We start from the raw sequence: 16,241 nt of genomic DNA, 5'->3' as shown, positions 1-16,241 counted from the left end.
GCCATGACCGAGGACAAGAAGCTCGTCGAGTACCTGAAGTGGGTCACCGCCGACCTCGCCAAGACGCGCAAACGCGTCGAGGAGCTCGAAACGGCGGAACCGGAACCCGTGGCGATCGTGTCGATGGCCTGCCGCTACCCGGGCGGGGTCACCTCGCCCGAGGGGCTGTGGGACCTCGTGCTCGACGGCGGTGACGGCATCGGAGCGTTCCCCGAAGACCGGGGCTGGGACCTGGGAGGTCTGTTCGGCGATGAAAGAGGACGTTCGTACGTTCGTGAAGGCGGTTTTCTCGACCACGCGGGCCGCTTCGATCCTGGCCTCTTCGGCATCTCCCCGCGCGAGGCGCTGGCCATGGACCCGCAGCAGCGCCACCTCCTCGAGGTCTCCTGGGAGGTGATCGAACGCGCCGGGCTCGACCCGCTTTCGCTGCGCGGCAGCAAGACGGGCGTGTTCGCCGGCGTGATGTACCACGACTACGGCCAAGGCGCGCAGTTCCCCGAAGAGGCGCTGGGCTTCCTCGGCGTCGGCACCGCGGGCAGCGTGCTTTCCGGCCGCGTCTCCTACACCCTCGGGCTGGAAGGCCCGGCGGTCACCGTCGACACGGCGTGCTCGTCGTCGCTGGTGGCGATGCACTGGGCCGCGCAGGCGCTGCGGGCCGGCGACTGCGAGCTGGCGATCGCCGGCGGTGTCACGATCATGGCCACCCCGGGGTCCTTTGTGGACTTCTCGGCGCAGGGCGGCCTCGCCCGCGACGGGCGGTGCAAGTCCTACGCGGAGTCCGCCGACGGCGTCGGCTGGGCCGAAGGCGTCGGCCTCGTCCTGCTGGAGCGGCTGTCGGACGCGCGCCGCAACGGCCACGAAGTCCTCGCCGTGCTGCGGGGTTCGGCGGTCAACCAGGACGGCGCGTCCAACGGCCTCACCGCCCCCAACGGGCCATCGCAGCAGCGGGTGATCCGGCAGGCGCTCACGGGTTCCGGGCTCACGGTGTCCGATGTGGACGTCGTCGAGGGCCACGGCACCGGCACGCCCCTCGGCGACCCGATCGAGGCGCAGAGCCTCCTGGCGACCTACGGCAAGGGCCGCACGACGCCGCTGCTGCTGGGGTCGGTCAAGTCCAACATCGGGCACACCCAGGCGGCCGCGGGGGTCGCGGGCGTGATCAAGATGGTCCAGGCCATGCGCCACGGCGTCGTGCCCAAGTCGGTGCACCTCGACGAGCCGTCGTCCCACGTGGACTGGACGGCGGGCGCGGTCGAGGTCGTCACCGAGCACACGCCCTGGCCCGCAGTCGAGCGCGTCCGCCGGGCCGCGGTGTCTTCGTTCGGGATCAGCGGCACCAACGCCCACGTGATCCTCGAACAGCCGGAACCGGTCGAGCAGAACGAAACCGAGGCGCGACCCGGTGTCCGCGCGTTCGTCGTGGCCGGGCGCACCGAAGCCGCGCTCGCCGCGCAGGCCGCCCGCCTGCGTGAGCACCTCGACGCCGAGGAGATCACTTCCGCGGACCTGGCGTGGTCCTTGGCGAAGTCGCGGGCCGCCCTCGAACACCGGGCCGTCATCGTCGCCGAGGACCCGCGCGACGACCTCGCCGCGCTGGCCGCGGGCACGCCCGGCCCGGCGGTGACCACCGGCGTCGCCGACGTCGACGGCCGGGTCGTGTTCGTCTTCCCCGGCCAGGGCGCGCAGTGGGCGGGCATGGGCGCCCGGCTGCTCGACGAGTCGCCGGTGTTCGCCGCCCGCATCGCCGAATGCGAAGCCGCGTTGTCCCCGTACCTCGACTGGTCGCTGACCGATGTCCTGCGCGGGACGGCCCCGCTGGACCGCGTCGACGTCGTGCAGCCCGCGTCGTTCGCCGTGATGGTCGCCCTCGCCGCGCTGTGGCAGGCCCACGGGATCACCCCGGACGCCGTCGTCGGCCACTCCCAGGGCGAGATCGCCGCGGCCTGCGTGTCCGGCGCGCTCGACCTCGCCGACGCCGCGCGGGTCGTCGCCCTGCGCAGCCAGGCCATCGCCCGCCGGCTCGCCGGCGCCGGGATGATGCTGTCGGTGTCGGTCCCCGCCGCCGACGTCGAAGCCCGCCTCGCCCGGTTCGAGGGCAAGCTGTCGGTCGCCGTGGCCAACAGCCCGTCGTCCGTCGTCGTCGCCGGTGACCCGGCGGCGGGGGAGGAGTTCCTCGCCGAGCTGGCCGAAGCCGGCTTGCGGGCCCGTCGCATCGACGTCGACTACGCCTCGCACTCCGCGCACGTCGAGCTGATCTCCGGCGAGCTGGCGACCGCGCTGGCCGGGCTGAAGCCGCGGCCGTCGGAGATCCCGTTCTTCTCCACAGTGGACGGTGAGTGGCTCGACACGACCCGGCTGGACGCCGGTTACTGGTACCGCAACCTGCGGCAGCGCGTCCGGTTCGAGGAGGCCATCCGCGAGCTGCTTTCCCTGCAGTACCAGGCTTTTCTGGAAATCAGCTCGCACCCGGTGCTCAACGTCCCGCTGCAGGAGATCGCCGAGGACGCGGGCGCCCGCGCGGTCGTCACCGGCACGCTGCGCCGCACCGACGGCGGCCTCGACCGGTTCCTGACCTCGGTGGCGAAGGCGCACGTCCGCGGCGTCAGCCCGGACTGGGCGAGCTTCCTGGCCGAGGGCGCGAAGGTCGTCCCGCTGCCGACGTACGCCTTCCAGCACGAGAACTACTGGCCCGAACCCGCTCCGGTGGCCACCGCGGACCCGGCGGAGGCCGAGTTCTGGACCGCGGTCGACGACGCCGACTTCGCGTCGCTCAGCAGCACCCTCGACGTCGAAGAGGACGCGCTCACCCGCGTGCTGCCCGCGCTGTCTTCGTGGCGCCGCCGCCGCGGTGAACAGTCCGCTGTGGACGGCTGGCGCTACCGCGTCACGTGGAAGCCGTTGTCCGCCAGGACAGCCGCGACCGGACGTTGGCTCGCGCTGGTGCCCGAAGACTTCGACCTGCCCTTCGACGCCGACCGGCTCGTGGTGGCACCGGACGCCGACCCGGTCGAGGTCCTGCGTGCGGGACTCGGAGAGTACGCGGGGGTCGTTTCCTTCCTGGAACTCGACGGGACGACGTTCGCGAAGACCGCCGCACTCGTCGAATTCCTCGCCGAAGCCGACCCGGTGGTCCCGCTGTGGGCGGTCACCCGCGGCGCGGTGTCCGTAGGCCGCTCGGACCCGCCCGCCGACCCCGCCCGCGCCGCGCTGTGGGGTGCCGGGCGGGTGCTCGCGCTGGAGTACCCGCGGGCCTGGGGCGGCCTGATCGACCTGCCCGAAACCCTCGACGAGCGGGCCGTGGCCCGGTTCGCCGCCGCCCTCGGCGGCGTGGAAGACCAGGTCGCCGTGCGCGCGTCCGGGCTCTTCGGCCGCCGGCTCGTGCACGCCGCGGCCGGGGGCGCCGCCGAACCGTGGCGCCCGCACGGCACGGTGCTGGTCACCGGCGCCGAGGAAGGCTTCGGCGCGCGGGTGGCCGAGTGGGTCACCGGCTGCGGTGCCCGCGTCGTGACCGCGGTGCCCGCGGACCGGCAGCTCACCGCCGTCCTGCACACCGCCGGGATGACCGGCGACCCCGGCGCGTGGACCACCGCCGTCCAGCTCGACGAAGCCCTCGCAGGCACCGACCTCGAAGCTTTCGTGCTGTTCACGTCGGTGAGCGCGGTGTGGGGCGCCGAAGGCCAGCGTGACCGCGCCGCCGTCGACACCGGCCTCGAAGCCCTCGCCCGGCACCGCCGCGACCGCGGCCAGGTGGCGACCGCCGTCGCGTGGAGCGCCTGGGCGGACACCGGCGTCGCCGAAGACGAGGAGACGGCCGGGTTCCTGCGCGCCCGCGGTCTTCCGCCGCTGCCGGTCGAGCAAGCGCTGCTCGCGCTCGGCCAGGCCGTCGCCCACGACGACACCGCCGTCGTGCTCGCCGACGTCCGGTGGGACCGGTTCGTCCCGGCGCTCACTTCGCGACGCGACGGGACACTGCTCGACGAGCTGCCCGAAGTCCGCGCGCTCGCCGACGCCGGTCCGGGTGACGTCACGGCGGCGTCGGGTCTGCCGGCCCGCTTGCGCGAGATCGACCCGAGGGAGCGCGAGACGCTGCTGCTGGACCTCGTGCGCGAGCAGGTCGCCGGCCTGCTCGGCTACGCCGGCGCGGCCGCGGTCGAGCCCCGCCGCCCGTTCAAGGAACTGGGTTTCGACTCGCTCACCTCGGTCGAACTGCGCAACCGGATCAACGCGGCCACCGGCCTCACCCTGCCGTCCACCCTGGTCTTCGACCACCCGCGCCCGGACGCCGTCGCCCGGCTCCTGGCCGCCGAACTGCTCGGCGACGACGACCAGGCCGCGGCCCCGGTCGCGGCCGGCGTGGTCGACGGCGACCCGATCGTCGTGGTCGGCATGAGCTGCCGCTACCCGGGCGGCGTCCGCTCGCCCGAGGACCTGTGGCGCCTGGTCGCCGACGGCACCGACGCGATCACGGAGTTCCCCGGCGACCGCGGCTGGGACCTGCTGGGCCTGCAGGGCGGCGCGTCCTACGTCCACGAGGGCGGTTTCGTCGACGGCGTCGCGAACTTCGACGCCGGGTTCTTCGGCATCTCCCCGCGCGAGGCCCTCGCGATGGACCCTCAGCAGCGCCAGCTCCTGGAAGTGGCGTGGGAGCTGTTCGAACGCGCCGGCGTCGACCCCGAAGGCCTGCGCGGCAGCACCACCGGCGTCTACGTCGGCGGGTCCGGCAACGGCTATTCGCCGCCGCCGGAACTCGCCGGGCACCTGCTCACCGGCGCCGCCACCAGCGTCCTGTCCGGCCGGATCTCCTACCTGTTCGGGCTGGAAGGCCCCTCGGTCACCGTCGACACCGCGTGCTCGTCGTCGCTGGTCGCGCTGCACATGGCCGCGCGGGCGCTGGCGTCGGGCGAATGCTCGCTAGCCATCGCGGGCGGCGTGACGGTGATGGCGACGCCGAGCGCGTTCGTCGAGTTCAGCTACCAGGGCGGCCTCGCCGCCGACGGGCGCTGCCGGTCGTTCGCCGAGTCCGCGGGCGGCACCGGCTGGGCCGAGGGCACCGGCCTGCTCCTGCTGGAGCGCCTGTCCGACGCCCGCCGCAACGGCCACACCCCCCTAGCAGTGCTGCGCGGCACCGCCGTCAACTCCGACGGCGCGTCCAACGGCCTCACCGCCCCCAACGGCCCCTCGCAGCAACGCGTGATCCGCCAGGCACTCGCCGGCGCCGGACTGTCCACATCGGACGTCGACGCGGTCGAGGCGCACGGCACGGGGACGTCCCTCGGCGACCCCATCGAAGCCCAGGCACTCCTCGCCACCTACGGCCGCGACCGCGACGAGCCCCTGCTGCTGGGCTCGATCAAGTCGAACCTCGGGCACGCCCAGTCCGCCGCGGGCGTCGCGGGTGTGATCAAGATGATCGAGGCGATCCGCCGCGGCGTGCTGCCGAAGACGCTGCACCTCGACGAGCCGACGTCCCAAGTGGACTGGACGGCAGGGTCGATCTCGCTGCTGACCGAGCAACGCGCCTGGCCCGAGACCGGCCGCGCCCGCCGCGGTGCCGTGTCGTCGTTCGGGGTCAGCGGCACCAACGCGCACGTGATCCTCGAACAGGCCGGTGACACCGAGGTGCTCCCGGCCGCGGTGACCGGCCCGGTGCCGGTGCTCCTCTCCGCCCGCACCCCCGAGCGGCTCGCCGCCCAGGCCGCGCGGATCGCCGATTTCCTCGCCACGGAACCGGAGCTGACCGACCTCGCCGCCGCGCTGGCCACGACCCGCACGCACTTCGACCACCGGGCCGCGGTCGTCGCCACCGACCGGGACGAGCTGCTCGCCGGGCTGCGCGCGCTCGAGGGCCCGACCCTGGCCGCGCCGGAGGGCAAGCTCGCGATCCTGTTCGCCGGGCAGGGCAGCCAGCGCCTCGGCATGGGCCGCGAGCTGGCGGCCACCTACCCGGTGTTCGCCGACGCGCTCGACGCCGTCCTCGCGCACCTCGACGTCGAACTCGACCGCCCGCTGCGCGAGGTCGTGCACGGCGACGACGCCGAGCTGCTCAACCAGACGCAGTACGCGCAGGCGGCGATCTTCGCGTTCGAAGTCGCGCTGTTCCGGCTCCTGGAATCGTGGGGGATCACCCCGGACCAGCTGGCCGGGCACTCGGTCGGCGAGATCGCGGCCGCGCACGTCGCCGGGGTCTTCAGCCTCGCCGGCGCGTGCCGGCTGGTCGCCGCGCGCGGCCGGCTCATGCAGGCGCTCCCGCCGGGTGGCGCGATGCTTTCCGTGCTGGCGAGCGAGGAAGAGGTCGTCCCGCTGCTCGGCGACGACGTCGTGATCGCCGCCGTCAACGGCCCGCGCTCGATCGTCGTGTCCGGCACCGAAGCCGCCGTGCTCGCGGTGGGGGAGCACTTCGCCAAGACCCGCCGGCTCGCCGTCTCGCACGCCTTCCACTCGCCGCTCATCGAACCCGCGCTGGCCGAGTTCGGCCGGGTGGTGGCCGGGCTCGAACTCGCGGCGCCGTCGATCCCGATCGTCTCGACCGTCACCGGCGACGCCGACTTCACCTCGCCGGAGTACTGGGTGCGGCAGGCGCGGGAGGCTGTGCGGTTCGCCGACGCCGTGACGACCTTGGCCGGCGCGGGCGTCACGACGTTCCTCGACGTCGGCCCGGACGGCGTCGCCGCCGCGATGGCGGCCGAAAGCCTCACCGGCGGGGAGACCGTCGCGGCCGTGCGTGCCGAGCCCCGGACGCTGGTCACCGCGCTCACCCGCCTGCACCACGCGCGGGTGCGCGTCGACTGGGCGAAGTTCTTCGGCGGCGGGCGCCCCGTCGCGCTGCCGACGTACCCGTTCGCCCCGGACCGCTACTGGCCCGAGGGCTTCCACGGCGCGAACGGCGACCTGCGCCTGTCCGGCCTGCACTCCGCCGAGCACCCGCTGCTCGGCGCCGGTGTGGCGCTGCCGGAGTCGGGCGGGTTCCTGTTCACCGGAGCGCTCTCGCCGCAGCTGCAGCCGTGGCTGGCCGACCACACCGTGGACGGCGTGATCGTGTTCCCCGAGGCCGGGTTCGTCGAACTGGCCGTGCGCGCGGGCGACGAGGTCGGCTGCGACCTCGTCGAGGAGCTGACCGTCGAGGTCCCGCTGACGCTGCCGCCGGTCGGCGGCGTGCACGCGCAGGTCGTCGTCGGCCCGGAAGGGACCGCGGGGACGCGCGAGGTGACCGTCTGGACCCGGCCCGAAGGCGCGGGGGAGCACCCCTGGACGCGGACCGCGGCCGGCCGGCTCGCCCCCGGCGCGCCCGAACCCGCGGTCGACCCGGCGTGGCCGCCCGCGGGCGTGGAGATCGAACTCGACGGCTTCTACGAGGACTTCGCCGAGGTCGGCGCGGCCTTCCGGGGCCTGCGGTCGGCGTGGCGCTCGGGTGACGACGTCTTCGCGGAGGTGGCGCTGCCGGCCTCCCGCCAGGACGACGCGGCCGCGTTCGGCCTGCACCCGGCGCTGCTCGACGCGGCCCTGCAGGCGGTGACCCTGCTGGACGTCCCGCTCCGCCCGGCGACCGGCTGGACGCGGTTCGCGCTCCACGCCGGCGGCGCGGCGGCCGCGCGCGTCCACCTCCGCCGGGACGGCGACACGATCGCGCTCACCCTGACCGACCCGGCCGGGGCGCCGATCGCGTCCGCGGCAGCCGTGTCGTTCGGGGAAGCCGCCGTCGCGACGGCGCAGGGGCACGACTCGCTGTTCCACCTCGAGTGGACGCCGCTGCCGGAGGTTTCGCCGTCGGGACGGCGGCTCGTCGTGCTGGGCGAGGACGCGACCGACCTGGCCGGGCTGGTGGCCGCGGCGAAGGACGACGGCGTGGCCGTCGTCGGAGTGGACACGAGCGGCGACCCGGTCGCCGCGACCCACCGCGCGACCGCGCAGGTGCTGGACCAGCTGCAGTTCTTCCTCGCCGCCGACGACGTCCAGGTGGTGTTCCGCACCGGTGGCGGTCCGGCGGCCGCGGCCGTGCAGGGCCTGGTCCGGGCGGCGCAGTCGGAGAACCCGGGCCGGTTCGTGCTGGTCGACGGGGACGCGGCCGACGCGGCACTGGCTTCCGGCGAACCTCAGGTCTCGGTGCGCGACGGCGTCCCGCACCGCGCCCGGCTGGTCCGGGCCCCGGCGGCGGACCGGCCGGAGCCCGGCTTCGGCGACCCGGACGGCACGGTGCTCGTCACCGGCGGCACGGGCGGGCTGGGCCGGCTGCTGGCCCGGCACCTGGTGACCCACCACGGCGTCCGGCACCTGCTGCTGGCCGGCCGGCGGGGCCTCGGCTCCGCGGGCGCCGCGGACCTGGTGAACGAGCTGAAGGGCCTGGGCGCGGACGTCCGCGTCGCGGCGTGCGACACCGCCGACCGCGAAGACGTCGCCGACCTGCTCTCCGGCGTCCCCGAAGGCCACCCGCTGACCGCGGTGGTGCACGCGGCGGGCGTCCTCGACGACGGCGTCGTGGGGTCGCTGACGCGAGCGCGGCTGAAGAAGGTGCTGCGCCCCAAGGTGGACGGCGCCTGGCACCTGCACGAGCTGACCCGCGGCCTCGACCTGAGGGCGTTCGTCCTGTACTCGTCGGCGAGCGGCCTGCTCGGCGGCGTCGGCCAGGGCAACTACGCGGCGGCGAACTCGTTCCTGGACGCCTTGGCGGCGTCGAGGCGGGCGGAGGGCCTGCCGGCGGTGTCGCTGGCGTGGGGCCCGTGGGCGCAGGCGGACGGCATGGCGGGCACGCTCGCCGACGTCGATGCCCAGCGCCTGGCGAAGTCCGGCATGCGCCGCTTCACCCCGGAGGAGGGACTGGCGCTGTTCGACACGGCGGTCGCTTCCCCGGCCGCGATGGTGGTCCCGGTGGGCCTCGACCTGGCGGTGCTGCGCGGCCACATCGTCCCGCCGGTCCTGGGCGACCTGGTCCCGAAGACCCGCCGCACGGCCCGCATCGACGCCGACGGCGTCCGTTCGTTCGTGCCCCGGCTCGGCGAGCTGGCCCCGGACGCGCAGTCCCGCGAGCTGCTGACCCTGGTCCGCGAGCTGGCGGCGAGCGTCCTGGGCCACGGCTCCCCGGCGGCGATCGACCCGGACACGGGCTTCACGGAGATCGGCTTCGATTCCCTGACGGTGGTGGAGCTGCGCAACCGCCTCGGTTACGCGACGGGCCTGACGCTGCCGGCGACGGTCCTGTTCGACCACCCGAACCCGCGGGTGCTGAGCACGCACCTGCTGTCGCTGCTGAGCCCGGAGCCGGTGGACGCGTCCGCGCAGGTGCTGTCGTCGCTGAGCAGCTTCGAGGCGCTGGTGGGGGACCCGTCGCTGACCCCGGAGACGGTGGGTTTCGTGACGACCCGCTTGCGTTCGCTGCTGGACCGGCTCGGCGGGGACACCGAGTTCCTGGAGTCCCTGGACTCGGCGAGTGACGGGGAGCTGTTCCGCCTGATCGACTCGGAGCTGGGCGCGGACTGAGGGCGCTGCCGGCCCTGTAAAGCCATGAAAGGGTCGTTCACGTCACCAGACGACGTGAACGACCCTTTCATGACGTCCACCGGTGGCGCGCGCTGAACCCCGGCCGGGCACGAAAAACCGGGCCGGGGGATGGGATCCCCCGGCCCGGTCGGCAGAGCCGGATCAGGCAGCCACGGCCTGGAAGGTGCGCGAGTTCCACCGCACCGTCAGCGCGGTCAGTCCGATGATCGCCACCGCTTCATGACGTCCGCCGGCGGTCGGTCGTGCCAGAGGTGTCATCCGCGACCTCGCTCGGTGGCGTGCACTGAACCCCGGCCGGGCACGAAAAAACCGGGCCGGGGAAGCAATCCCCGGCCCGGTCGGCAGAGCCGGATCAGGCAGCCACGGCCTGGAAGGTGCGCGAGTTCCACCGCACCGCCAGCGCGGTCAGCCCGATGATCACCACCGCGCCCACCAGGGTCGGCACCACCGGCAGTGTCTCCCGGAAGCTCGCCCGGCTGATGTCCACCACGTACGCCAGCGGGTTGAACCGCGACAGCACGTACAGCCACATCGGGGCGCGGTCCGGGGTGATCGGCAGCAGGATGCCCGACAGCAGCGTCAGCGGCAGGATCACGATGTTGACGATCGACGAGAACGTGTCCTCGTTGCGCAGCTTCAGCACGATCGCGTTCGCGCAGCACGCGATCGTCAACGCCGTCAGCGCCGTGATCACCAGCACCAGCACCACGCCCACCGCGCTCACCGCCACGCCGAACACCAGGCTCGCCAGCAGCAGGATGATCACACCCTGCAGCAGCGACAGCGTCACCGACGGCAGGGCCTGGCCGAGGCTCAGCGCCGTGCGGCTCACCGGGGTCACGCGCAGCCGGTCGACCGCGCCCGCCTTGATGCCCGACAGCAGGACGAAGCCGCAGTAGACGCCGTTGGTCGCCGCGATCTGGATGATCAGCGCCGGGGTCAGGTCCACCCAGGACGTCTGGGCCGCGACGCCCGGTGTCTTGCTGACCAGCACCGCCAGCAGCGGCCCGCACAGCACCAGGTACAGCACCGGCTGGATCATGCCCATCACCAGGTACGGCTTGTTGCGCAGCAGCACCGCGATTTCGCTGCGGTACACCAGGATCGCTTCACGCAGCATCGGTCGCCTCCTTGACGGGCTCGCGCAGGCCCCGGCCGGTCAGGGCGAAGAACACGTCGTCGAGCGTCGGGCGCTGGACGCGCAGCGCCACCAGCGGGATGTCGTGCTGGTCGAGGGCCCGCACCAGCGGCGAGAGCACCTCTTCGCTCTGCGCGACCTGGAACCGCAGGGTCGCGTCCTCGCGGCGCAGGCCGCGGATCCCGGGCAGGCCGCCGAGCAGCAGTTCCGCGTGGTCCGCGCGTTCCGGCGGCACCGTCACCTCGACGCCGTCGCCGAGCAGGCGGGACTTGAGCGCCTCCGGGGTGTCCTCGGCGACGATCACGCCGTCGTCGATCACCTGGATCCGGTCGGCCAGCGCGTCGGCCTCGTCGAGGTAGTGCGTCGAGAGGAACACCGTCACGCCCTGCTCGTCGCGCAGCCGCCGGATGTGGCTCCACAGGTGGGCGCGGCTCTGCGGGTCGAGGCCGGTGGTCGGCTCGTCGAGGAACAGCACCACCGGCAGGTGCACCATGCCCAGCGCCAGGTCGAGCCGCCGCCGCTGGCCGCCCGACATCGCCGACGTCAGCCGGTCTTCCAGGCCGGTCAGGCCGAGCTGCCCCGAGACCTCGCGGACGCGCTCGGCGGCGTCGGTCTTGTTGAGCCCGTAGAGCCGGGCCTGCAGCATGAGCTCTTCGCGGACCTTGCGCTCGTCGACCGTGCCGCCGCCCTGGGCGACGTACCCGATGTGCCGCCGCACGCGCTTCTGCTCGGTGAGCAGGTCGGCGCCGGCGATCCGGGCGGTCCCGGCGGTCGGGCGCAGCAATGTCGTGAGCATGCGCATGGTCGTGGTCTTGCCGGCGCCGTTCGGGCCGAGGAAGGCGACGATCTCACCGGCCTCGACCCGCAGGTCGACCCCGCGGACCGCGGCGACCTCCCGGCCGTCGGCGGTGAAGGTGCGGGCCAGGCCCGCGGCCTCGATCACCGGGCCGGCTCGGTCGCGGCCGGCGTCCCGGCGGCCAGCGCGAGCACCGCGTCGACGGCACCCTCGCGCCCGCGGCCCGGCTCGTGCTGCAGCCGTCCCATTTCCCGCGCCCGCCGGGTGAAGGACGGGTTCTCCAGGACCTCGGTCAGCTTCGCGGCGACGTCGTCGACGTCGATGCCGTGCGAGGACTCGACGACGAGGCCGACGCCGGTGTCCCGCGCGCGGACGGCCTGGTCGTAGCCGTCGACGAACAGCGGGCGCAGCAGCAGCGGCTTGCCGAAGTAGAGGCTCTCGATGTAGCCGTTGCCGCCGCCGTGGGTGAAGTGCGCGCGCACGTGCGGGTGGGCGAGGACGTCGAGCTGCGAGGGCAGCCACTTCTCGGCCCGCAGGTTCGACGGCAGTTCGTCGGACGGCGGCAGCAGGTGCCACGACTGGGCCGGCAGCCGCCAGAGCACGGCGTGCTTGCCCTCCAGGCGCCGCGCGACCTCGACCAGGCCCTTGATCTCGGCCTCGCTCATCCGCACGACGGTGCCGAAGCCGATGTAGACGACCGATTCGTGCCGGTCGAGCCAGCCCTTGACGTCCTGCTCGTCCGGCAGTTCCGGCAGCGGCGGCACGATCGCGCCGAGCATCCGGAAGTGCGCCGGGATGTCGACCGGGTACTCGAGTTCGGCGAGCGAGTAGACCAGCACGAGCGCGGCTTCGTCGATCCGGGACGTGTACTTGGCGGCGAGCCGCGAGACGCCGAGCTCCTTGTTGGACTTGACGTACTCGACGACCCGCTTGCGCAGCAGGGAATCGGTGAAGTACAGCGCCTTGCGGCGGAACCCGAACCACGCGTTCGCCAGGCGCTGCCCGGCGGTCATTTCCAGCGGCAGCCCGGAGTGCGGGACGGGGAAGCCCGGCGGCAGCTTCGTCAGATGGTTGCTCACCGAGAAGGGCACGCTCACGACGTGCGGGATCTGCTGCGTCACGGCCAGCTCGAACCCGGCGTGCAGCAGCGAGTCGATCACCATCGCGGCCGGCTCGACCTCGCGCACGATCTCGGTGAGCGCGCGGTAGGCCTGGTCGCGGAAGCGGGTGTCGAAAGTGTGGCGCATCAGCGCTTTGTGCGCCTTCCAGCGGGACTTCTGGGTGACCGCGTGGTAGGTCTCGTCGTCCCACTCCCCGGAGGACAGCTCCGGGATCGGCGCCCCGAGCGACCGGAATGCGATCCGGCTGCCGGAGCCGTCGGCCCCGATGGCCTCGACCTCGGCGCGGCGGTTGTCGAAGGTGGCGAAGTAGACGTCGGGGACCCCGCGCCGGGACAGTTCCGCCGCCAGCACGAGCAGGGAGTTGACCAGCCCGCTGTCGGGTGAGCTGACGAACAGGATCGGACGCCGTTCTCGGCTCATGGAGAAGCACCTTTCCTCGGCGGGAGCACACGGCCGCCGCGACCGTAACAACGGCTTTTCCGTGAATCACCTACATTCCGCGGGAGTTCCGGGGGCCGGCGGGCGGGTGCGAAGACTAAGGGTTTGCGGGCGCCGGACGCGGTTGACTCGGCCGATGCGGAAACCGGACCCGCGGTGCCGCGAGTCCCGGCCGGACGACACCGAGAGGCGAGGATGGCCAGCGAGAGCCAGCTGCGTGACTACCTCAAGCGCGTCACCGCCGACCTGCACCGGTCGCGTCAGCGCGTGCGGGAGATGGAAGCCGCCGCCGTGGAGCCGGTGGCCGTCGTCGGGATCGGGTGCCGGTTCCCCGGCGGGGTCGCGACGCCGGACCAGCTGTGGGACCTGCTCGACGGCGGCACCGACGCGATCGGGCCGCTGCCCGCCGACCGCGGGTGGTCCGCGCTGCTGGCCGGCGTGGACCGCAGCACGATCAGCCTCGGGGACGTCGACGCGTGGCGCGGCGGCTTCGTCGACGGCGCGGACCGGTTCGACGCCGGCTTCTTCCGCGTCTCGCCGCGCGAGGCCCTCGCGATGGACCCGCAGCAGCGGCTCCTGCTCGAAGTGAGCTGGGAAGCCCTCGAACGCGCCCGGATCGTGCCCGCGAGCCTGCGCGGCAGCCGCACCGGCGTGTTCGTCGGCACCAACGGCCAGAGCTACGGCAAGCTCCTCGCCGCGTCCGGCGAGACCGTCGAAGGCCACGCCGGCACCGGCACCACCGCGGCCGTGCTCTCCGGCCGCATCGCCTACTCCTTCGGCTTCGAGGGCCCGTCGGCCACCGTCGACACCGCGTGTTCGTCCTCTTTGGTCGCCGCGCACTGGGCCACGCAGGCCCTGCGCTCCGGCGAGTGCTCCCTCGCGCTCGCCGGCGGTGTCACGGTCATGGCGACCCCCGAGGCGTTCGCCGAGTTCAGCAAGCAGGGCGGCCTCGCGCCGGACGGGCGCTGCAAGGCGTTCGCTGACGGCGCGGACGGTGTCGGCTGGGCCGAAGGCGCCGGGATCCTCGTCCTGGAAAGGCTTTCCGACGCCCGCCGCCACGGCCACCCCGTCCTCGCCCTCCTCCGCGGTACGGCGGTGAACTCCGACGGCGCCAGCAGCGGCCTGACCGTCCCCCACGGACCCTCGCAGCAGCGGGTGATCCACGCCGCGCTCGCCGCGTCCGGTCTGTCCGCCGAGGACATCGACGTCGTCGAGGCGCACGGCACCGGCACCCGGCTGGGCGACCCGATCGAAGCGCAGGCCCTGCTGGCCACCTACGGCCGCGACCGCGAGCACGACCTGCTGATCGGCTCGGTCAAGTCGAACTTCGGGCACACGCAGGCCGCGGCCGGCGTCGCCGGGATCATCAAGGCCGTCCTGGCCATCCAGCACGGCGAGGTACCGCGCACCCTGCACGCCGACCGGCTTTCGTCCGAAGTGGACTGGCAAGCCGGCGCCGTCCGGCCGGTGACCGAAGCGGCAGCCTGGCCGGAGACCGGCCGCCCGCGTCGCGCCGCCGTGTCGTCGTTCGGGGTCAGCGGCACCAACGCGCACACGATCATCGAGCAGGCCCCCGAACCCGAGCCTGCCGGACGCGGGCCGCGCGCCGCCGGGCCGGTGCCGTGGTTCGTCTCCGCCCGTTCGGAACCCGCGCTGCGCGCCCAGGCCGAAGCACTGCTGGCCGCCACCACCGACGACGCCGGCGCGGCCGACGTCGCCTGGTCGACAGCGGTCACCCGCACGGCCTTCGAACACCGCCTCGCGGTCACCGGGCCGGACACCGCGGCCCTGCGCGACGGGCTGCGTTCCTGGCTCGAGCAGGGCGCCGCCGCGAACGTGACCACCGGGACCGCGTCGCGCGGCGAGACCGCGTTCCTCTTCTCCGGCCAAGGCGCGCAGCGGATCGGGATGGGCACGCGGCTCGCCGAGGTGTACCCGGTCTTCGCCGAGGCGTTCGCGGACATCGCCGGGCGCCTGGGCGTGGTCACCGACGACCGTCTCGATCGGACCGAGCACGCCCAGCCCGCGTTGTTCGCCTACGAAGTCGCCCTGTTCCGGCTGCTGGAATCGTGGGGTGCGCACCCGGCGTTCCTGGCCGGGCACTCGGTTGGGGAGATCGCGGCCGCGCACGTCGCCGGGGTGCTCTCGCTCGACGACGCCTGCACCCTCGTCTCCGCCCGCGCGAAGCTGATGGGCGCGCTGCCCGAAGGCGGCGCGATGATCTCGGTCCGGGCGTCCGAAACGGACATCGACGCCGGCGACGTCGACATCGCCGCCGTGAACGGCCCGGAGTCGGTGGTGCTTTCCGGCCCCGAAGACGCCGTCACCGCCGTCGCGGCGCGATTCCCCGGCGCCCGGCGGCTCAAGGTGTCCCACGCGTTCCACTCGCGCCTGATGGACCCGATGCTCGACGACTTCCGCGCGGTGGTCGCGAAACTTTCCTTCGCCGCGCCGCGGATCCCGGTGATCGCGGGCGGGGACGTCACCGATCCGGAGTACTGGGTCCGGCAGGTCCGCGACACCGTCCGCTTCGGCGACGCGGTCACCCGGCTCACCGAGTCCGGCGTGACGCGGTTCGCCGAGCTGGGCCCGTCGGCCGTCCTTTCCGGACTGATCACGGGCGCGATCCCCCTCGCGCGCAAGGACCAGGACGAGGCCGCCGCCCTGATCGCCGGGCTCGCCGCACTGCACGTCGCTGGTGGCACCGTCGACTGGGCGGCCGTGCACCCCGGTGCCCGTCCGGTCGACCTGCCCACCTACGCCTTCCAGCGCGAGCGCTACTGGCCCACGCTCACCCCGCGCACCGGCGACGCGGCCGGCCTCGGCCTCACCCCGGTGCGGCACCCGCTGCTCGGCGCCGCCCTCGACGTCGCCGCGAGCACCGAGACCGTGCTCACCGGCACCGTGTCCCCGGCCACCCAGCCGTGGCTCGCCGGCCGGACCTCGTTCCCCGGCACGGGATTCCTCGAACTCGCCCTGCGCGCGGCCCGCAACCTCGGCTGCCCGGAGCTCGCCGAGTTCACCCTCACCGCACCGCTCGCCCTGGCCCCGAAGGACGTCGTCGCGCTGCAGGTCCGCGTCGGCCCCCCGGACACCGACGGCCGCCGCCCGGTCGACGTGCACTCCGCGAACGCCGCACTTTCACGTGAAAGTGCGCACCAGGGGGCCGCACTTTCACGTGAAAGTTCGGGGGGCCGGGGGGGGGGGGCGCGCCACCCCACAGGCGGGGGGGGGGGGGTGGGCGGGTGGGTAACCC

The 16,241-nt window shown here is 73.9% G+C and carries 5 protein-coding genes; 2 read left to right on the top strand and 3 right to left on the bottom strand.

Features of this window, described 5'->3' with window-relative positions:
- Positions 1-3 precede the first annotated feature (3 nt).
- Positions 4-9,471, top strand: a complete 9,468-nt coding sequence (locus AB0B33_RS41135) for an SDR family NAD(P)-dependent oxidoreductase (RefSeq protein WP_360782190.1) — start codon at positions 4-6, stop codon at positions 9,469-9,471.
- A gap of 373 nt (positions 9,472-9,844) precedes the next feature.
- On the opposite strand, the gene AB0B33_RS41130 is transcribed toward AB0B33_RS41135, so the two are convergent.
- The 3 genes from AB0B33_RS41130 to AB0B33_RS41120 are packed head-to-tail and all read right to left on the bottom strand — an operon-like array spanning position 9,845 to position 12,967.
- Entirely contained in the window at positions 9,845-10,612 is a 768-nt protein-coding gene (locus AB0B33_RS41130; protein WP_247024808.1) for an ABC transporter permease, read from the bottom strand.
- Positions 10,602-11,573: an ATP-binding cassette domain-containing protein gene (locus AB0B33_RS41125; protein ID WP_360782188.1), complete on the bottom strand. Its 972-nt coding sequence runs from the start codon at positions 11,571-11,573 to the stop codon at positions 10,602-10,604. Before AB0B33_RS41125 ends, AB0B33_RS41130 begins: the two co-directional genes overlap by 11 nt.
- Positions 11,570-12,967: a glycosyltransferase gene (locus AB0B33_RS41120; RefSeq protein WP_360782186.1), complete on the bottom strand. Its 1,398-nt coding sequence runs from the start codon at positions 12,965-12,967 to the stop codon at positions 11,570-11,572. The genes AB0B33_RS41125 and AB0B33_RS41120 overlap by 4 nt, the downstream gene beginning before the upstream one ends.
- Positions 12,968-13,180: 213 nt before the next feature.
- Here AB0B33_RS41120 and AB0B33_RS41115 point away from each other — a divergent pair.
- The coding region (locus AB0B33_RS41115) for a type I polyketide synthase (protein WP_360782184.1) at positions 13,181-16,241 on the top strand (3,061 nt) is incomplete at its 3' end.

The sequence above is a fragment of the Amycolatopsis sp. NPDC049159 genome, from assembly GCF_040648295.1.
GTDB lineage: Bacteria > Actinomycetota > Actinomycetes > Mycobacteriales > Pseudonocardiaceae > Amycolatopsis > Amycolatopsis pretoriensis_A.
The sequence above is the reverse complement of the archived record's forward strand: the minus strand, read 5'-3'. Positions and strand labels throughout refer to the sequence as shown.